Genomic DNA, 17,735 nt, shown 5'->3' on the forward strand with positions numbered 1-17,735 from the left:
CGGGAAGGCTGTTGTTTCACGGCAAACCGTGATGCCGCTGCCACAAGGCCAGGTACAGCTGCTGCTCCTGCTGCCAGCGTGCGTCATCCCAGCCCAGGCGAGGCTGGCACAGCTGGCGGATGGCAGGCAGATAGTCCTCGGCGCCACCGGGCAATAACAGACCCAGGCGGGTGCGGCGCAGCAACAGGTCATCCAGGTGCAGGACCATTTCGGTGTCGCAGGCCATCGCCAGTTCTGCCCACAGGGTATCTGTGGCACCAACGCTGTCGTGGCCCAACTGTTCGAGCAGTTGCGCAAGCTGTGGCAAAGCCCGGCCGTGACGCCCGGCCAAGCGCCGCCACTGCTGACTGCTGAGCCCGGCAATCGCCAGGGAGGGCACGGTGGCAAATACCGGCGCGCCGTCATCGTTGAACTCACGCCCGAGCATCAGCGCGCAGGCCTTGAGCACTTCAATGGCCTGCGGGCGAAAAGTGGTCAACTTGCCTCCCGCCAGCGTCACGCAACCGGGCTCTTGCCACAGCACATGCTCGCGGGTTTCGTTCGATGGCTTGCCCTGCTCGCCTGTTGCGCTGCCGACCACCGGACGCACGCCGGACCAGGTCGACAGCACATCGGCCGCTACCACCCCGGCCTGGGGAAACTGCTGGGCACAGGCCGCCAACAGGTAGTCGAGTTCCTCGGCACTGATACTTGCGCTCAGGTCCAGGTCGTCGTGATGATCCAGGTCCGTGGTGCCCACTACGGTGGCGCCTTCCCACGGAAACACAAACACCGGGCGCCGGTCGCTGTGGTGCAGGAAAGTGAAGGCCTGGGCCACCGGCAAACGCCACCCCGGCAGCAGCAGGTGACTACCACGCAGCGGCCGCAACTGGTGTGGATGCTCCGGCGGGCGCAGACGCTCGGCCCAGGCACCGGTCGCCACCGCCAGGGCACGACACTGCAGTTGGAGCCGTCCCCCGCCTTCGCAGTCCACGACCTCGACTCCACACACCCGCCCATCTTCGCGCAGCAAATGCTCGACTCGCACGCCGTTGACCACGACCGCGCCGTCAGCCCGCGCCTCGGCCAGCACACGCATCACCAGGCGGGCGTCATCGGTCAGCGCATCGACAAAACGCGTGCCGCCGAGCAAGCCTTCTTCCTGCACACCCGGCGCCATAAAACGCAGCTGCTGCGCGTCATGGAAACGATGATCTCGGCGCCCGGCCAGCGCGTCATACACGCTCAACAAGCCGCCCATCACTCGCGGCCCGGGGAAGCCGCCACGGTAATGCGGCATCATGAAACTCATAGGCTCCACCAACCCTGGCGCCTCATCCAGCAGGCGCTGGCGCTCGCGCACCGAGTCGCGGGTCAGGCGCCACTGGCCCTTGGCGATGTAGCGCAAGCCGCCGTGGACCATTTTCGAAGAACGGCTGGACGTGCCCCAGGCGAAGTCGCGCTGCTCCAGCAACAGGCACCGCCAGCCACGGCGGGCGGCCTCACGCACGATGCCAGCGCCGCTGATGCCGCCACCGATGACGATCAGGTCCCAGGTCTCATTCGCCAGCGTCGGCAACACGGCCTCGCGCCACGCGCCGTTCCAGTCCAGGCTCATCGCCGTCACTCCTGCAGCAACGTGCCAGGGTTGAGCCGCCCGGCTGGATCGAAATGCCGACTCAGCGCCTGCAAGGCGTCCATCGCCAGGGCGCCTTTTTCCCGCAGCAGATACGGCGCGTGATCCTTGCCCACGCCATGCTGGTGACTGATGGTGCCGCCGTTGTCGACGATGGTCTGGCTGGCCGCCTGCTTGAGTGCCTGCCAGCGCGCCAGGGTGGCCGGGTAATCCGCTGCCGGGCGAAATACGTAGGTGGTGTAGATACTCGAACCTTCGCCATACACATGGGACAGGTGGGTGAACACGTGCACCTGTTCACCCTCGGCTGCCAGGGCCGCACGCAGACTGTTCTCGATGCGTTCGAGCAGGTTGTCGACATTGCTCCAGTCAGTGGCGGTTTCCAAAGTGTCGACCACATAACCGGCGTTCCACAGATTCTCGCGCAGGTAGGGAAAACGAAAGCGGTTCTGCGCCCATTTCTTGCCGAGCAGGGTGCCGGTGAACACGCCACCGAAGGCCTTCAGGTGCTGGCGAGCCTGACTGAGGGACAGCGCGTTCTGCCGACGATTGCCGGTGACCCCGAAGGTGAGCATGCATTTGCCGACACCCGCCCCTCGCAGCGCCAGGTATTTTTCCAGCCAGGCGATCTGTTGCGGATGCCCGGCCAGCGCCAGCTGGGTTTCGGTTTCCAGCGCATTGGACAGGCGCAGCATCGACAACGGCACCCGCGCCTGGGCCAGCTGCCTGATCGCTTGCAATGCCTGCGCCCAGTCGGGCAGGAACACTCCGTAGAAACGCTCATCGGCCGGCAGCGCACTGACTCGCACCTTGACCTCGGAAATGATCCCGAAGCGACCTTCACAACCCAGCACCACTTCGCGTAGATCGGGGCCGGCGGCCGAGGCCGGAAAGGTGGCGATTTCCAAAGGCCCGGCAAACGTTTCCAGGGTGCCACCGGCGAACAACTGCTCGATTCGCCCGTAGCGCAGCGACTGCTGGCCACTGGAACGGCTGGCAACCCAGCCGCCCAGGGTCGACAACTCCCACGACTGCGGGAAATGCCCGAGGGTGTAACCACGGGCGCGCAACTGACTCTCCACCTGAGGGCCGCTGGCACCGGGGCCGAAGGTGGCCAGCAGGCTTTGCTCGTCCAGCTCCAGCAAGCGATTCATCCGGGCCAGGGACACCGTCACCACCGGTCGCGTCGAGCTCGGCGGATTGATATGCCCGGCCACCGAAGTGCCGCCGCCGTAGGGAATCAGGCACAGGTCCTGGGTCTGGGCGAGCGCCAGCAACTGGCGGATCTGCCCGGCACTGTCGGGAAAAGCCACGGCGTCGGGATAGAGCCCAGGTGCACCTTCGCGCAGGGCCAGCCAGTCTGGCAAGCTCTGGCCGCGGGCATGCAGCAGGCGATCATGCGGCTCGACGCTGTACAGCCCGTGCGCCGCCAGTCGCGAGGCCGGCACCCGAGCCAGTGCCTCGTCGAGGGTTGCATCAGGCAATACACGCCCGGCACCCAGCCGTGCGGCGAGAAATCCCGCGCCCTGGGCCGGTAACTCGACCACCGTGGTTGCCTCTCCCCAGCCGTTCCAGCGTCGCATGCGTGTGTCCTTCTGCGGTTCTTATAAGTGATATTTCAGACACCCATACTAGCCAGCCCGGCAAAAGTGTCACGGTCGCATCCGGCCACTTCGAGTAGCCAATTGAGTCAAACATCACACAAGGACCAGCCATTTACTTTAGCGGTGGTTTCACACTACCTTTCAAGGTATTCACCCGCAGATGCGGACCTTGATCAAAGGAACACGATCATGCAATCCCTGGGCTTCACTTCGGTTCCGCCGCTGCTCAAATACCTGCGTTATGCCGAACAGCTGGGCGTCGCCACCGAGCCGGCGCTGGCGGCTGCCGGCTTGCAGGCGCAACAGCTGAGCGACAACAGCCTGCGAGTGCCGGGCGAGGCCCATGAGCGCTTGCTCGACTACTTCTGCGAACATTCCGGTGACCCGCTGTTCGGCCTCAACTCGGCGCGATTTGTTTTGCCCAACTCCTGGAGCGTGCTGGGTTATATCACCATGAATTGCGCGACTCTGGGCGATGCCATGAGCCGCATCATGCCCTTCGAAAAACTGGTCGGCGACATGGGCGTCAGCCGTGCCGAGGTGCAGGGCGCGCACGTGCACCTGATCTGGACCTGCCGCCACCAAACCCCGCGCATTCGCCGGCACCTGGTAGAAAACGTGCTCGGGTCCTGGCTGCAATACGCGCGCTGGATTGCCGACACCCAGCTGTCGCCGGCGGCCGTGTGGCTGCAGCACGCCCACCCGGACGCAACCACACTGGCGCAGTACGAGGAGTTTTTTGACTGCCCGGTGCTGTTTGAACAGCCCTACTCGGCGCTGATTGTGCCGCTGCCCTACCTGCAATTGCCGTTGCGCCAGGCCGATGCGCAACTGCTGCGCACCCTCGAAGAACATGCGCTGGGGTTGATGGCCACACTGGAGGATGCGTCGCTGCAGCAGCGGGTCAAGGGCATCTTGCGCCAACTGCTCAAGGAGGGGTTGCCGCGCAAGGAACAGGTGGCCGAACAGTTCGCCGTGTCCGTGCGCACACTGCAGCGCCAGCTGCATCAGGCGGGCACCTCGTATCAACAGATTCTCGATGACCTGCGCCAGGAGCTGGCTGAGCATTATCTGCTCAACAGTACCCTGCCGATTCAGGATATCGCGCAGTACCTGGGGTTCACCGAGGCCCGCTCATTTCATCGCTCATTCAAAAGCCGCCGGGGAATACCCCCCGGGGAGTTTCGGCAGCTTAATCGGAGTGCGGATTTGGGCAACGCGAACCTGTAGGAGCCTGCGGTCAGTCGTGATTCACCCGGGCACGCTTCAACAGCTTCTTGCAGCGTTCCGACAGGTGCAACACGCGCAGGTGTTTGCCGGCCTTGGCGTAGCGCTCGCGCAGGGTCATGAGTGCGGCAATGGCCGAGTAGTCGACGAAGCTCAGGTGGCGGCAGTCGATCGTCACTACGCCGGGGTCGCCAGCGGGATCGAACTGGTTGAGAAAAGGCGTGGTCGAGGCGAAGAACAGCGTGCCGTGCAGGTGATAGAGCTTGCTGCCGTCGGGTTCGATATGCGCATCGGCATACAACTCGCGCGCCTGTTGCCAGGCGAAGTTGAGCGCCGCGATGATGATGCCGCAGAGCACGGCCGTCGCCAGGTCGGTGAAGACTGTAATCACGGTGACCGCGACGATCACCAGCACATCGTTCAGCGGCACCTTGTTCAGCACTCGCAGGGAAGCCCAGGCGAATGTCTGCTGTGACACCACGAACATCACCCCGACCAGCGCCGCCAGCGGAATGCGCTCGATCAATGGCGACAGGAACAGCACGAACAGCAGAATCATCACCCCGGCCACCACGCCAGACAGGCGACCACGACCACCGGAGCTGAGGTTGATCACGGTCTGGCCGATCATCGCGCAGCCACCCATGCCACCGAAAACGCCGGAGACCATGTTGGCCGCCCCCAACGCCACGCACTCGCGATCCGGGTAGCCGCGGCTCTCGGTGATTTCGTCGGTGAGGTTGAGGGTCAGCAGAGTTTCCAGCAGCCCGACCAGCGCCATCAGGATCGCATAGGGGGCGATGATGCGCAGGGTCTCCAGGTCCCAGGGGATCTGGGGCCAGGCCAAAGTCGGCAGGCCACCGGCGATGTGCGCCATGTCGCCGAGTGTGCGGGTCGGCAGGCCCAGCAGGAACACCGCCAACCCCACGCCGAGAATCGCCACCAGCGCAGGCGGCACTGTGCGGGTCAGGCGCGGCAGCAGGTAGACGATGGCCATGGTCACGGCGACCAGCCCGATCATGATGTACAGCGGCTCGCCACTGAGCCAGGTGTCACCGCTCTTGAAGTGTTCGAGCTGTGCCAGGGCAATGATGATCGCCAGGCCGTTGACGAAACCGAGCATCACCGGGTGCGGCACCATGCGCACCAGTTTGCCCAGCTTGAGCAGCCCGAACGCCAGCATGATCAGGCCACCCAGCAGGACGGTGGCCAGCAGATACTGCACGCCGTGTTGCACCACCAGCGCGACAATCACCACCGCCATCGAGCCTGCGGCCCCCGACACCATGCCCGGCCGACCGCCGAACAGCGCGGTGAGGGTGCAGATGATGAACGCCCCGTATAAACCCATCAGCGGGTTGAGGTGGGCGACCAGGGCAAAGGCGATGCATTCGGGGAGCAGGGCGAACGAGGTGGTGAGTCCGGCCAGGACATCGGCGCGCAGACGTTGTGGTTTCATGGGTTACCCAAAAATACGGGCCGCTGGGGCGTGGCCGGGAAATAGGGTGAGGATGTTACGGAATTGGGGGGGATCAGGCTACTTTGGGGAGTGCGGAAACGCTATCGCGAGCAGGCTCACTCCTACAGAGGATCTTCGGCGCACACAAATATGTGTTTTATGAAGATCCCTGTAGGAGTGAGCCTGCTCGCGATGCCTTTGTGGGAGCAAGGCTTGCCCGCGATTCCTCTGTGGGAGCAAGGCTTGCCCGCGATGAACGATAACTCGGTCTAAGGCGAACTCAGACCATCTCGTCCCTAATCCACTCAACCACCGAAGTACGCTTCGGCGCCCAGCCCAGCAACTCCCGAGCATGCTTGCCGCGGACCCGGCTGTTGGAGCCCAGACCATAGTTGGCCATTTCATAACCCCACTCCGCCTCGGCTTCCTTGAGCGGCCAGTCCTGCGGTTCACCCAGCTGCAAGGCTGCAGCCATGGCCGTGGTCATGTCGATGAACGACGCCTCGCCACTTTCGACGAAGTAGAAGGTGCCTGGGACGTTGCGAGTCAACGCCGACAGGTACAGGGCAACCACGTCCTCGATGTGCACGTTGGACCAGATGTTCCGGCCGCTGCCGACATGGCGCACCACCCCACTCTTGCGCGCCTGCTTGAGCAAGCGCGGCAATTGCACGCTGTCACGGTTGACGCCCAGGCTGTGGCCGTAGATCAGGGTGTTGCAGATCACCGCCGAGTTCACGCCATCCTGCGCCGCTGCCAGGATCAGGTTATCGATGGCCACCCGGGCCGCCTTGTCCACGGTCGGCTCCGGCAGGCTGTCTTCGAAGTAGATCACCTCGCTGGCTTTGCCGCCGGAGGCATCGCCGACGATGCTCGACCCGCTAGTGTGCAAGAACACCTTGTTCGACCCGCGCAGTGCATCAAGCAAAGCCTCGACCGCCCCGCGATGGTCGCTGCTGGCGGCGTTGATGACGGCGTCGGCAGCCTTGGCCTGAACGGCCAGCAAGCCGCTGTCGTCAAGCGTTCCGATGACCGGGGTGATGCCCAGCGCGCTCAGCTCATTGGCCTGTTCGGCACTGCGCACCAATCCGGTCACCCGGTGGCCGGCCCGAACCAGGCCGGTGGCGATCGAACCGCCGATAAAACCTGCAGCGCCGGTAATGAATACGTTCATGGAGAAACTCCCTGCGTGAATAAGTGATGGGCCCAGTATTGAGCACCTGGCCCTCGGGAAACAGGCGTCGCCGCCCAAATCACTCTTGCGCTGGAGTCACGAATCAACCGTTGAACTGCGCATCAGCGTAGGCCGCCAGTTTCTTCTGGATGAAGTCGAGAAAGCATTGAATGCGCAGGGCGAGCTGCGAGTTGCGGTAGTACACCGCGTTGATCGGCTGGCGATATCCGCTGTTGAAGTCCTCCAGCAACACCTGCAGGCGACCGGCGCGAATGTCTTCGATGGTCATGAAGTGCGACAGGCAAGCGATGCCCTGGCCCTCCAGCGCCAGATGGCGAATCGTCTCACCGCTGGAGGCGCCGATGCTCGCCTGGATTGGCCAGCGGTCGCCATGGACGTGGCGCAACGGCCACTGGTTGAGGCCCTCGTTATGGGTGAAGCCGAGCAAGGTGTGCGTACTCAGGTCCGCCACTGCCGCGGGTGCACCGTGCTGCTCCAGATACGCCGGGCTGGCGACTATGTGCAGCGGGCTGCAACCCAGGGAGCGTGCGTGCAGCGTCGAGTCGGCGAGAGTGCCGATGCGGATGGCGATGTCGGTGCTTTGTTCCAGCAGGTCAATGATCAGGTCGTTGCTGTTGAGTTCGAGCTGGATCTCCGGATAGAGCCGACGGAACTCGTCGATGTACGGCACGATAGCGTGCAGCATGAAGGGCGCTGCCGCATTGATCCGCAAGCGCCCCGATGGCGTTTGCTGGCGGGAGGTGAGGCGTTCTTCGAGTTGATCCATCTGGTCGAGAATCAGCTTGGCCTGATCGAAGAAATACTTGCCCTCTTCCGTCAGGTCCATGCGTCGAGTGGTGCGATTGATCAGAGTGGTCTCGAGCTTGGCCTCCAGTCGTGACAACGTGCGACTGACTGCCGACGGCGTTTGCCCGACCTGCTCGGCGGCAGCGGAGATCGATCCGCATTCAATCACGCAGACGAAAATCTGCAGTTCATCGGATCTGGCTTTCACGGGTGTCCCTTATCGATGGCACAGCTTTCTGTAGGAGCGCGGCTTGCCGGCGATTGCGCGCCTGAGGACGCCATCGCCGGCAAGCCGGGCTCCTACGACTGGAGTATCGATAGTAGCCGAGCCTCATGCCCTCAAAGAAGTCGGTTGCGTCAGCTGCGGGGCATTTCAGGTCAGCGACAACGTATGTGAGGACATCTGCTGATGAGTAACCGCTAGCCGCTGATCAGCAAGTGGCCGCCCAGCAGGCCGAGGCCGACGAAAAACACGCGCTTGAAAACTGTGGCGCTGATGCGCTGGCGTAGCCATTGCCCCAGCAGCATACCGGCCACCGCCGGGATCAGCGCCAGCAGCGATGCGCCCAGTTCGCCGCCCCCCAGGGCGCCTCGCCAGAACAGGCCGGCGGCCAGGGCCAGGGTCGAGACCGTGAATGACAGGCCCAGCGCCTGCACCAACTGATCTTTGCTCAGGTCCAGCGCCTGCAGATAGGGCACCGCCGGAATCACGAACACGCCCGTGGCCGAGGTGATCACTCCCGTCAACACGCCGCACAGCGGGCCGAGCCAGCGTTCAGCGCGGCTGCCAATCTGCAGGGTGGGCAGGAACAAGCCGCTCAACGCGTACAGCAGCAATGCGGCGCCCAGTCCTCGTACCACCCAATGTCCACCCGCCATGCCGAGCCACAGTGTGCCCGCTGCTGTGCCGAGGAAAATCGCCAGGAGCATGGGCCACAAGCGCCTGGCGAGCTCCCGCAGATGCCCGCCAAATGCCAGCTGCCAGAGGTTGGTCAATGTCGCAGGGATGATCAGAAGCGCAGCAGCCTGCGCTGGAGCCATAGCCAGGCCGAGCAAGCCCATGGCGATGGTTGGGAGGCCCAAGCCGATTATCCCCTTGATCATCCCGGCCAGCAGGAAGGTGGCGATGACCAGGATTGACAGGGCAAGGCCCAGATTTTGATAGAACGCAGTCAGGGTATTCATGGGGGTATCGTGGGGCTGTGCTGGGGGTTTGGAAAGCTGGCTTATACTGATGGTGCCTCTTGTTTTGACTGAGGCTTAATACTGGGTAGTGGCTAGCGACGCTATCGCGAGCAGGCTCACTCCTACAGGAACTGGTGCGATGCTCACCCCTGTAGGAGTGAGCCTGCTCGCGATGGCGTCAGAGATGACCATACATTTTTCGAGGCAAACACCATGCACTTCGACCTCACCGACCTGCGCCTCTACCTGAACATCCTCGACAGCGGCAACATCACCGCCGGCGCTGCCCGCAGCCATTTGTCCCTGGCGGCGGCGAGTGCGCGGATTCGGGCGATGGAGGCATCCCTGGGAGTGGATTTCCTGCTGCGCGGCCGCCGCGGGGTCACTCCCACCGCTGCCGGCAAAGCCTTGGCGCAACACGCCCGGCTTCTGCTGCAACAGGCCGAGCGCCTGCAACAGGACATGGCTGACTACGCCAAGGGCGTCAAGGGGCAGGTCCGGCTGCTCTGCAACACCACGGCCATGAGTGAGTACCTGCCGGAGTTGCTCGCAGACTTTCTGCTGCACCATCCCAACCTGGACATCGACCTGCAGGAACTGCCGAGTTCACGCATCACCCACGCGCTTCGCCAGGGCGCAGCAGATCTGGGGATTGTCTCGGATGCGGTGGACAGCACCGAGCTGCAAACCCGGCCCTTTCGCGACGATCCACTGGTCTTGGTCATGCCCCGCGAGCACCCACTGGCGAATCGCGGTTCGCTGAGTTTCAGCGACACTCTGGTTCACGACTTTGTTGGCTTGAACAGCAACAGCGCACTGGCGATTTACCTGGAAGAACAGGCCTTGCATATCGGCGCCCGCCTGCAGATTCGCATTCGCGCCGATGGCTTTGATGCAGCCCTGCGCATGGTCGCTCGTGGAGCCGGCCTGGCCATCGTGCCGCAGGCGGCAGTGGAGCGCTGGGCCGGTAATCGCGCGTTCCACAGCATCGCCCTGGCCGAACCTTGGGCGCAGCGCAAATTGCTCCTGTGTGCCCGCGATTTCGCGCAACTGCCCAGCTATGCGAGGGCATTGCTGCATGCCTTGACTCTCCCCTGAAGGGCAGACTTTACCCTTGGGCTTTCCTCCTCAAGGACAGCCAACATGGGTAAAAGAATTCTGGTGATTCTCGGCCATCCTTCGAGCAGCAGTTTTTGCGCCGCTTTGGTCGAGCGCTACACTCAGTCTGCTCTTCGCGCCGGGCATGAAGTGCGCCAACTGTTTCTGGGCCAGCTGGCGTTCGATCCGGTATTGCGTGAAGGCTACCAACAGGTGCAGCCGCTGGAAGTCGACCTGATCCAAGCCCAGGCGGATGTCTTGTGGGCCGAGCAACTGACGCTGGTGTTCCCGATCTGGTGGGGTGGGATTCCAGCCTTGCTCAAGGGCTTTTTCGACCGGGTATTTCTCCCCGGTTTCGCCTTCAAGTACCGCAAAGGCAAAGCGTTCCCCGACAAACTTCTGCACGGTCGCAGCGCGCATCTGCTGGTGACCATGGATACACCGCCCTGGTATTACCGCTGGTTCTACCGCATGCCCGGCTTGCATCAAATGCGCAAGACCACCCTGGAATTCTGCGGCATCAAACCCACCAGGACCCTGACCTTCGGCCCCATCCTCGACTCCAGTGATACACAGCGCGAGCGATGGTTGCAGCAAGCCGAGGCTATCGCCAGCCACTGAGTGTGCCGATAATGCCCAAAGCTCATTAAAGGGAATTATTGATGTACATCGGCCAGGCTGCGCAACGCTCCGGAACCACGATTAAAAGCATCCGCCATTACGAGGCGATCGGCTTGCTGCCGATCGCCGAGCGCCTAGGCAAATATCGCGTATATGACCAGCAAAGCGTCGAACTGCTGATCTTTATCAAATGCGCCCAGCAGCTGGGTTTTCGCCTCAAGGAGCTGCAGGCAATTTTCGCCGGTCATCAGGGCAGCCAGGTACCGTGGGAGTTGGCCCATCAGGCCATTGCGACGAAAAAGCAGGAGATCAGCGACCGCATGGCTGTGCTGGCGCGACAACACGCGCAGCTGGTCGAATTCGAGCAGAGCATCGAACAGGCCCAGCGCGCTTGCCCGCTTGCAACTCTATAGGCGCCTGCGCGTTTCTGGACACTCCGATGTCGAGCACAGACAACTCGCCGCATCGCGGGCGCTATAGGGTGCGACTTCGTTCTTGCATCCATTGCCTGGAGTCCACATGACCGCACCTATTACCGTTCTTCGCGACACCCATCCCCTGCCGGTACTCGACGCCTGCAAATGGGAAAAGCTCGAAGGCGATCCACACACCGTCAACCTCAACGCCTACACCAGTGAAGACGGCAGCAAGATCATGGGCACATGGATCTGCACGCCGGGCAAATGGTATGTGGAATACGTGAAGTGGGAGTACTGCCATTTCCAGGAAGGCTACTGCGTGATCACCCCGGAAGGCATGGCGCCGATCCATCTGCGTGCGGGTGACATCTTTGTCGTAGAGCCGGGGATGAAAGGTACGTGGGAAGTGGTCGAGACCGTGCGCAAGTATTTTGTGTTTGCCTGATACGAAAAAACGGGAGATCACCCGACATGATCTCCCGTTACTTACGTTGCCTGTAGGAGCGAGCCTGCTCGCGATTGCGGTGGGTCAATCGCCATCAAGTCGACTGTAACGACTTCATCGCGAGCAGGCTCACTCCTACAGATTTCCTGCCCTATTACTGGGGTTTGCGATAGCTGTTGATGATCGCCGAGAAGTCCTTGCCACCCTCCCCGCGCAGGCTCATCGCCTGATACAACTGCTGCGCCACTGCGCCCAGTACCACCGGCTGGTGCGCCTGACGGGCCGCTTCAGTCGCCAGTCCCAGATCCTTGAGCATCAGTTCGGCGCCGAAGCCGCCGGTATATCCACGCGAGGCCGGGGCGGTCTCGACGATGCCCGGCCACGGGTTGTACATCTCCGAACTCCAGCAGCGCCCGGTCGAACTGTTGATGATCCCGGCCAGCACGCCGGTGTCGATACCCAGGGCATCGCCCAAAGCCATGGCTTCGCTGACGCCGACCATGGAAATCCCCAGTAGCAGGTTGTTGCAGATCTTGGCGATCTGCCCGGTGCCGACTTCGCCGCAATGCACGATATTGCGGCCCATTTGCGCCAGTACCGGCTGCAGTGTGGCGAACAGCTCGGGAGTGGCACCGACCATGAAGGTCAGGGTGCCTGCAGCCGCGCCACCGGTGCCGCCGGACACTGGCGCGTCGGCCATGGCCACGCCCTGTTTGGCCGCAGCGCTGGCTACTTCACGCGCGGTTTGTGGATCGATGGTGCTGCAATCCACTGCCGGGACGCCTTTGCCAATACCGGCGAGCACACCGTCTTCACCCAACCAGACACTGCGCACATGCACGGCGGCCGGCAGCATCGTAATCACCAGCTCGGCACCTTGCGCCGCCTCACGGGCGGTCGGGCTGATACTGCCGCCCAGCTGCTCAAGCTCCGCGAGCACGGTGGTATTGAGGTCGACCAGCTTCAGGTCATGACCGGCCTTGATCAGGTTGCGCGCCATTGGCGCGCCCATGTTACCCAGACCGATAAATGCGATTTTCATGTACCGCTCCTTAGCGCAAGTTGATGGTGGTGTTCACACCGTCGTTGACGCTGTTGTCATCGAACCAGCGACTGGTGACAGTCTTGGTCTGAGTGTAGAACTGCACCACTTGCTTGCCATACGGGCCGAGGTCGCCGAGTTTCGAACCGCGTGAACCGGTGAAGCTGAAGAACGGCACAGGTACCGGAATCGGAATGTTGATGCCGACCTGGCCGACGTCGATTTCGTTCTGGAATTTACGCGCCGCCGCGCCGCTTTGGGTGAACAGGCCAGTGCCGTTACCAAAGGGGTTGGCGTTGACCAGGGCGATGGCCTCGTCGAGCGTATTGACCTCCAGCACCACCAGTACCGGGCCGAAGATTTCCTGGGTGTAGATCTGCATGTCGGTGGTCACCCCGGAAAACAGGGTTGGGCCAACGAAGTTGCCTTGCTCATAGCCGGCGACACTGATGTCGCGCCCGTCCAATTCCAGCTTGGCACCTTCCTTGATGCCGCTTTCGATCAGCTCGATGATGCGCGCCTTGGCCCGCTTGGAAATCACCGGCCCGACGTCGGTGCCCGGCTCGCTGCCGGCATTGACCTTGAGTTTCTGCGCCAGTGCTTTCAGGTCCGGCAGCCATTGCTTGGCCGCGCCTACCAGCACCACCACCGAAGTGGCCATGCAACGCTGGCCCGCCGCGCCAAAACCGGCGCCAACCAGTGCATTCAGCGCCTGTTCGCGGTTAGCGTCCGGCAGCACCACGGCGTGGTTCTTCGCGCCCATCATCGACTGCACACGCTTGCCGTGTTTGCCCGCCAGGTCGTAGACGTGAGTGCCCACTGCAGTCGAACCAACGAAGGACACCGCCTTGATGTCCTTGTGGGTGCAGAGCGCGTCCACCACATCCTTGCCGCCGTGCACCACGTTGAGCACACCCGCTGGAACGCCCGCCTCAATCGCCAGTTCCACCAGCAGCATGGTCGACAGCGGATCCTGTTCCGAAGGTTTCAGTACGAAGGTGTTGCCGCAGGCAATGGCCATCGGGAACATCCACAGCGGAATCATCGCCGGGAAGTTGAACGGGGTGATGCCAGCGCACACGCCGATTGGCTGGCGCAGGGTGTAGGTGTCGACGCCGCTGGCGACGTTCTCGGCGAACTCGCCCATCTGCAGGGTACCGATGGAGCAGGCATGCTCGACCACTTCCAGGCCACGGAAAATATCGCCTTCAGCGTCGGCAATGGTTTTGCCTTGCTCGTTGCTCAGTACCACGGCAATGCGCTTGGAGTGCTCGCGGATCAATGCCTGGAGCTTGAGCATGATGCGCATGCGCGCGCCGATCGGCGTCAGCTTCCAGGTCTGGAATGCGCGATGGGCTGCGTCGATGGCCGCGTCGACTTCCGCCGCCGTGGCAAACGGAACCTTCGCGAGCACTTGCTGGGTCGCCGGATTGACGATGTCGTGCCACTCGGTGGACTGCGACTCGACCCACTCGCCGTTGATCAACAGCTTGACCTTCTGCACGGTGGTTTCGTTGGGCGTGAGCGATGCGTTCATGTTGGGTCTCCTGGACTTGTTGTTATCAGGGAGCCAAGGCGAGAAAGTCGCCTTGAGATGAGGCGTGTGTCGCGAATTGGTTGTCGGACGGTTTTTGGAGTATAGATGTGCAAACTTCTAATAAGAACGCACATAAAAGCCGGTCCAACATGCAAAAAAACATCACGTCTCTAGGTTCGCTGAATTGGGATGACCTCAAGTTTTTCCTTGAAGTCGCCCGCACCCGCAAGGCCAGCACCGCCGCCAAACGCCTGGCGGTCGACTACACCACGGTGTCGAGACGCATCAGCTCGCTGGAAACGGCGCTGGGCACCCTGCTGTTCGAAAAATCCCGGACCAGCGGCTTTGTCCTGACAGCCGAAGGTCAACGACTGTTGGGTTATGCCGAGTCGATCGAAAGCACGCTGCACATGGCCTGCGAGCAGGTGTCCGGTTCGGGCGTGGCGTTATCCGGGCATGTGCGCATGGGCTGTACCGAAGGCTTCGGCAGCTTTTTCATCACCCCGCAGTTGAGCCATTTCGTCGATGCCTATCCCGCGATCTCGGTGGATATCCTGCCGCTGCCGCACTTCATCAGCCTGTCCAAGCGCGAGGCCGACATCGTCATCGCCCTGGAGCGCCCGGAGCACGGCCCGTACGTGTGCTGCAAACTGTGTGACTACCGATTGCAGCTGTACGCGACCCAGGACTACCTCGACCAACACGCACCCATCCGCCGCCCGAGCGACCTGGCCAAGCATGCGTTCATCAGTTATGTGGATGACCTGGCCTTCAGCTCGGAGCTGTTGTACCTGGCCAACGTGCTGCCCGGCGCCAGCGCCAACCTGCGCAGCACCAGCGTGATCGCGCAGTTTGTCGCCGCGCAGCAGGGCCGCTCGCTGGCGATCCTGCCGTGCTTCCTGGCGGCCCAGGATGCGCGGCTGCTGCCGGTACTGCCGGAAGAGATCAACATCACCCGGCAGTTCTGGATGTACTGCCGGGAGGACCTGAGGAAGCTCAAGCGGATCACCTTGCTGTGGGATTACATCCGCGCGGTGACCGAGCAGAATCAGGCCCTGTTGATGGGTGAGAGTCGCGCGATGTTGTTCGCCGATTAGTTGGCGGAGACCACGATCGACACCCGGCGGTTCTCGGTGCGGCCGCCGGCGGTGGAGTTGCTCGCCACGGGTACGCTGCTGCCGAGGCCACGCAGCTGGATGTTTTCTTCCTTGAAGCCGACGGTGTTCAGGACCATTGCCACGCTCTTGGCACGGCGCAGGGACAGCTGCTGGTTGTAGGCTTCCTTGCCGGATGCGTCGGTGTGGCCGTCGACTCGTAGTCGATCTATGCCCACGCCTTGCAACGCCTTGCCGATGCGCTGGACGATCTCGCTGCTGGGGCGATTGAGGCTGTCGTCGTCACTGCCGAACAGTACTTTGCCGGACAGGCCAAACGCCCAGCCTTCGTCGGTCAACTCGAACCCTTGTTGCTTCAGCACGGCAATTTGCGCAGGTGTCAGGCCTTGTTGCGGGGCTGTCTGGCACCCGGTCAGGGCCAGTAGCGCCATGCACAGTGCAGCGGTGAGGAATCGCAGGGTTCGGTGGGTAAATGTGAACACGGACATCAGCTCCTGGTTTGAACGTCGGCTGTCGGGTGCTCCGACCCGGCAGTGTGTTGCGCGCCTCGGGCGAGGCGCTTGGCTTGGTACATGGCGGCATCGGCGGCATCCAGCAGCGCGCCGGGGGTGTTGCCATGATCGGGGAAGACGGCGACGCCGATGCTGAGGGAGGTCAACACCTGGCTGTCGCCGGGCAAAGGGATTGGCACTTCCATGCTGGCGAGGATTTTTTCGGCGATACGCTCGGCGTCGGCGGTCTTGTGCAGTGGTGTCAGCAACACGGCAAACTCGTCGCCACCCAGGCGCGCCACCAGGTCCTCTTCGCGCAACTGCGCGCGAACCCGGTCGGCAACGGCGACCAGCACGGCATCGCCGGAAGCGTGGCCGAAGCTGTCGTTGATTTCCTTGAACCGGTCGCTGTCGAGAAACAGCACCGCGACGCGCTCATTGAGCTTGCTGGCATTGCGTAGCGCGCGCAGCAGCCGGCCTTCGAAGAACGCTCGGTTGGGCAACCCGGTGAGGCTGTCATGATTGGCCAGGTGAGCGAGGGTTTCGTTTTCGGTTTGCAGATGGGTCTGCCAGGACTCGAGCTCGTCGAGCAGGGCATTGAAGTCGTTGCCCAGGTTATCCAGTTCGGCAATCTGCGCCGGCGGCACTCGGCGGTCGAACGCTCGTTCGCTGCGGGCGGCGTGCGCCACGCGGGCCAGGCTGCGCAAGGGCCCGGTAATGCCGCGCAGTTGCCGGCGCGCCAGGTACAGCGCGACCCAGGCACTGATGGCCGTACACAGGATAATCCCCATCAAGCCGCTGAGCAGGAAACGTAACAGGCTGCCACCGTGACCGGTAAGCTCGATGCTGCCGATTTCGCGGCCCTGATGGACGATCGGCATGCTGATCGGCTTCTCCAGGAAGGTCTTGGCGATCTGCATTTCCAGGTCGGAAAACAATCCGGTTTCCGGTCGCTGCCAGCGCGCCAGCAGGCGCCCCTGATGATCCAGTACCTGCGCATCTGCCACTTCTTCGGTGGACGCGATCAAGGCCAGCGCTTCGGTGGCGGCGGACTTGTCGTTGAACACCACTGCGGCTTCGACGGTGTAGTTGATCGACCGGGCGATCAGGTGCAGGTTGTGGTCGGCATACACTCGCAGCGCCAGGACTCCCAGCAGTGTCAGGGAAACACTGGCCATGGACACGCCCACCAGCGCGACGATCAAATGACCACGGCCAAGCACCGAGCGCAGCGTCGGACGGGTGCCAGGCTTGAACAGGCTCATGACGCCGCCGGCTTGCGGCGCGACAGTTGCAGCACGCTTGGATGGATGCGCACTCCACTGCGGGCGACCGAGTCGAGGTTGACCTCGAAGGACACCTGATCGTCGCTGACCTGCAGGCAGAACAGGCTGCCGACTGTGCATTGATCGTCGGCTTCGCTGATGCTCAATATCGGACGCCCCGCCAACGCGGCAAATAGCTGGCTGCGTTCATTGCCGCTCAGCTTGCCGATATACACCGCATCACACTCACTGGGGATGGACGGGTTCTGGGCGAGGAAGCGGCGCACCGTCACCGGTCGGCCAGTGGCCTGGGTGGTGCCTTTGACCAAGTCGTCGGTGTATTCGGTGGGGCCGACGATGCACAGGCGCAATTGCGCCGGTTCGACTGGCCAGCGGGCGTAACTGAGAATGCCGAGAACGACCTGGGTCACTGCTTTGGCCCGTTGCTCGGCCATGCTCTGCGGACCCTGCGCCTGAGCGCATACGAAGGAGGACAACAAACAGAGAATCCCGGCCAGCAGTATTCGCTTGCAGACAAACACGCGCCCTGTCGTCCGGACGGCCACCTTCATTCAGGGATTCTCTTGATCGAAGCGAAATGATGCCGCAACGATAGCACAGCGCCTTATCG

The 17,735-nt window shown here is 62.6% G+C and carries 17 protein-coding genes; 6 read left to right on the forward strand and 11 right to left on the reverse strand.

What is annotated here, in order from left to right; translation table 11 throughout:
• Positions 1-16: 16 nt before the first annotated feature.
• Positions 17-1,597, reverse strand: a complete 1,581-nt coding sequence (locus ORL50_RS13085) for a glycerol-3-phosphate dehydrogenase/oxidase (protein ID WP_266015322.1) — start codon at positions 1,595-1,597, stop codon at positions 17-19.
• Positions 1,598-1,602: 5 nt separating this feature from the next.
• Complete coding sequence (locus ORL50_RS13090; protein ID WP_266015325.1) at positions 1,603-3,198, reverse strand: FAD-binding oxidoreductase; 1,596 nt, start codon at positions 3,196-3,198, stop codon at positions 1,603-1,605.
• A gap of 210 nt (positions 3,199-3,408) precedes the next feature.
• Between ORL50_RS13090 and gliR the strand changes: the two genes are divergently transcribed.
• A complete protein-coding gene (gliR, locus tag ORL50_RS13095) occupies positions 3,409-4,449 on the forward strand; it encodes an AraC family transcriptional regulator GliR (protein WP_266015328.1) in 1,041 nt (346 codons plus the stop codon).
• Between the two features lie 10 nt (positions 4,450-4,459).
• Here gliR and ORL50_RS13100 read toward each other — a convergent pair whose 3' ends face one another.
• The 4 genes from ORL50_RS13100 to ORL50_RS13115 form a co-directional block, all read right to left on the reverse strand.
• Positions 4,460-5,905, reverse strand: a complete 1,446-nt coding sequence (locus ORL50_RS13100; RefSeq protein ID WP_266015331.1) for a SulP family inorganic anion transporter — start codon at positions 5,903-5,905, stop codon at positions 4,460-4,462.
• Between the two features lie 280 nt (positions 5,906-6,185).
• Positions 6,186-7,079, reverse strand: a complete 894-nt coding sequence (locus ORL50_RS13105) for an NAD-dependent epimerase/dehydratase family protein (RefSeq protein ID WP_266015334.1) — start codon at positions 7,077-7,079, stop codon at positions 6,186-6,188.
• 103 nt (positions 7,080-7,182) lie between these two features.
• A complete protein-coding gene (locus ORL50_RS13110; protein ID WP_266015337.1) occupies positions 7,183-8,094 on the reverse strand; it encodes a LysR family transcriptional regulator in 912 nt (303 codons plus the stop codon).
• A 212-nt stretch (positions 8,095-8,306) separates the two neighbouring features.
• Positions 8,307-9,071 carry a sulfite exporter TauE/SafE family protein gene (locus ORL50_RS13115; protein ID WP_266015340.1) on the reverse strand — a complete coding sequence of 255 codons (765 nt, stop codon included), beginning with the start codon at positions 9,069-9,071 and terminating at the stop codon, positions 8,307-8,309.
• Between the two features lie 213 nt (positions 9,072-9,284).
• Between ORL50_RS13115 and ORL50_RS13120 the strand changes: the two genes are divergently transcribed.
• The 4 genes from ORL50_RS13120 (at position 9,285) to ORL50_RS13135 (ending at position 11,654) form a co-directional block, all read left to right on the forward strand.
• Entirely contained in the window at positions 9,285-10,169 is an 885-nt protein-coding gene (locus ORL50_RS13120) for a LysR substrate-binding domain-containing protein (RefSeq protein WP_266015344.1), read from the forward strand.
• 45 nt (positions 10,170-10,214) lie between these two features.
• Positions 10,215-10,790 (forward strand): NAD(P)H-dependent oxidoreductase, encoded by a 576-nt coding sequence (locus tag ORL50_RS13125; protein ID WP_266015347.1) that lies wholly within the window; start codon positions 10,215-10,217, stop codon positions 10,788-10,790.
• A 41-nt stretch (positions 10,791-10,831) separates the two neighbouring features.
• Complete coding sequence (locus ORL50_RS13130; RefSeq protein WP_266015350.1) at positions 10,832-11,203, forward strand: MerR family transcriptional regulator; 372 nt, start codon at positions 10,832-10,834, stop codon at positions 11,201-11,203.
• Positions 11,204-11,309: 106 nt separating this feature from the next.
• A complete protein-coding gene (locus ORL50_RS13135) occupies positions 11,310-11,654 on the forward strand; it encodes a cupin domain-containing protein (protein ID WP_028624747.1) in 345 nt (114 codons plus the stop codon).
• Positions 11,655-11,808: 154 nt separating this feature from the next.
• On the opposite strand, the gene mmsB is transcribed toward ORL50_RS13135, so the two are convergent.
• Both mmsB and ORL50_RS13145 read right to left on the reverse strand, forming a co-directional pair.
• On the reverse strand, positions 11,809-12,696 hold the full coding sequence (mmsB, locus tag ORL50_RS13140) for a 3-hydroxyisobutyrate dehydrogenase (protein ID WP_266015357.1): 888 nt from the start codon (positions 12,694-12,696) through the stop codon (positions 11,809-11,811).
• A gap of 10 nt (positions 12,697-12,706) precedes the next feature.
• Positions 12,707-14,233 carry a CoA-acylating methylmalonate-semialdehyde dehydrogenase gene (locus ORL50_RS13145; RefSeq protein WP_266015360.1) on the reverse strand — a complete coding sequence of 509 codons (1,527 nt, stop codon included), beginning with the start codon at positions 14,231-14,233 and terminating at the stop codon, positions 12,707-12,709.
• Positions 14,234-14,382: 149 nt separating this feature from the next.
• On the opposite strand from ORL50_RS13145, the gene ORL50_RS13150 reads away from it, so the two are divergent.
• Positions 14,383-15,330, forward strand: coding sequence for a LysR family transcriptional regulator (locus ORL50_RS13150; protein WP_266015363.1), 948 nt, complete (start codon positions 14,383-14,385; stop codon positions 15,328-15,330).
• Here the strand turns inward: ORL50_RS13150 and yfiB are convergent.
• Genes yfiB through yfiR form a run of 3 tightly spaced genes read right to left on the reverse strand, consistent with a single transcriptional unit; the run spans position 15,327 to position 17,676 of the window.
• Positions 15,327-15,836: an outer membrane lipoprotein YfiB gene (gene yfiB / locus ORL50_RS13155; protein WP_266015366.1), complete on the reverse strand. Its 510-nt coding sequence runs from the start codon at positions 15,834-15,836 to the stop codon at positions 15,327-15,329. The two genes, ORL50_RS13150 and yfiB, sit on opposite strands and share 4 nt — an antisense overlap.
• Complete coding sequence (gene dgcN, locus ORL50_RS13160) at positions 15,836-17,104, reverse strand: diguanylate cyclase DgcN/YfiN (RefSeq protein WP_266015368.1); 1,269 nt, start codon at positions 17,102-17,104, stop codon at positions 15,836-15,838. Before dgcN ends, yfiB begins: the two co-directional genes overlap by 1 nt.
• Complete coding sequence (gene yfiR / locus ORL50_RS13165; protein ID WP_266015371.1) at positions 17,101-17,676, reverse strand: regulatory sequestration protein YfiR; 576 nt, start codon at positions 17,674-17,676, stop codon at positions 17,101-17,103. Before yfiR ends, dgcN begins: the two co-directional genes overlap by 4 nt.
• Positions 17,677-17,735 lie beyond the last annotated feature (59 nt).

Origin of the sequence: Pseudomonas sp. RIT-562, assembly GCF_026241895.1 — a bacterium.
Taxonomy (GTDB): Bacteria; Pseudomonadota; Gammaproteobacteria; order Pseudomonadales; family Pseudomonadaceae; genus Aquipseudomonas; species Aquipseudomonas mandelii_F.

Excerpts from the sequence above, each read along its gene's own strand:
- ORL50_RS13145 (WP_266015360.1), bottom strand. The coding sequence starts at position 14,233 with ATGAACGCATCGCTCACGCCCAACGAAACCACCGTGCAGAAGGTCAAG.
- yfiR (WP_266015371.1), bottom strand. The coding sequence starts at position 17,676 with ATGAAGGTGGCCGTCCGGACGACAGGGCGCGTGTTTGTCTGCAAGCGA.
- ORL50_RS13100 (WP_266015331.1), bottom strand. The coding sequence starts at position 5,905 with ATGAAACCACAACGTCTGCGCGCCGATGTCCTGGCCGGACTCACCACC.
- ORL50_RS13090 (WP_266015325.1), bottom strand. The coding sequence starts at position 3,198 with ATGCGACGCTGGAACGGCTGGGGAGAGGCAACCACGGTGGTCGAGTTA.
- yfiB (WP_266015366.1), bottom strand. The coding sequence starts at position 15,836 with ATGTCCGTGTTCACATTTACCCACCGAACCCTGCGATTCCTCACCGCT.
- mmsB (WP_266015357.1), bottom strand. The coding sequence starts at position 12,696 with ATGAAAATCGCATTTATCGGTCTGGGTAACATGGGCGCGCCAATGGCG.
- ORL50_RS13135 (WP_028624747.1), top strand. The coding sequence starts at position 11,310 with ATGACCGCACCTATTACCGTTCTTCGCGACACCCATCCCCTGCCGGTA.
- ORL50_RS13125 (WP_266015347.1), top strand. The coding sequence starts at position 10,215 with ATGGGTAAAAGAATTCTGGTGATTCTCGGCCATCCTTCGAGCAGCAGT.
- dgcN (WP_266015368.1), bottom strand. The coding sequence starts at position 17,104 with ATGAGCCTGTTCAAGCCTGGCACCCGTCCGACGCTGCGCTCGGTGCTT.
- gliR (WP_266015328.1), top strand. The coding sequence starts at position 3,409 with ATGCAATCCCTGGGCTTCACTTCGGTTCCGCCGCTGCTCAAATACCTG.
- ORL50_RS13115 (WP_266015340.1), bottom strand. The coding sequence starts at position 9,071 with ATGAATACCCTGACTGCGTTCTATCAAAATCTGGGCCTTGCCCTGTCA.
- ORL50_RS13150 (WP_266015363.1), top strand. The coding sequence starts at position 14,383 with ATGCAAAAAAACATCACGTCTCTAGGTTCGCTGAATTGGGATGACCTC.
- ORL50_RS13130 (WP_266015350.1), top strand. The coding sequence starts at position 10,832 with ATGTACATCGGCCAGGCTGCGCAACGCTCCGGAACCACGATTAAAAGC.
- ORL50_RS13085 (WP_266015322.1), bottom strand. The coding sequence starts at position 1,597 with ATGAGCCTGGACTGGAACGGCGCGTGGCGCGAGGCCGTGTTGCCGACG.
- ORL50_RS13120 (WP_266015344.1), top strand. The coding sequence starts at position 9,285 with ATGCACTTCGACCTCACCGACCTGCGCCTCTACCTGAACATCCTCGAC.
- ORL50_RS13105 (WP_266015334.1), bottom strand. The coding sequence starts at position 7,079 with ATGAACGTATTCATTACCGGCGCTGCAGGTTTTATCGGCGGTTCGATC.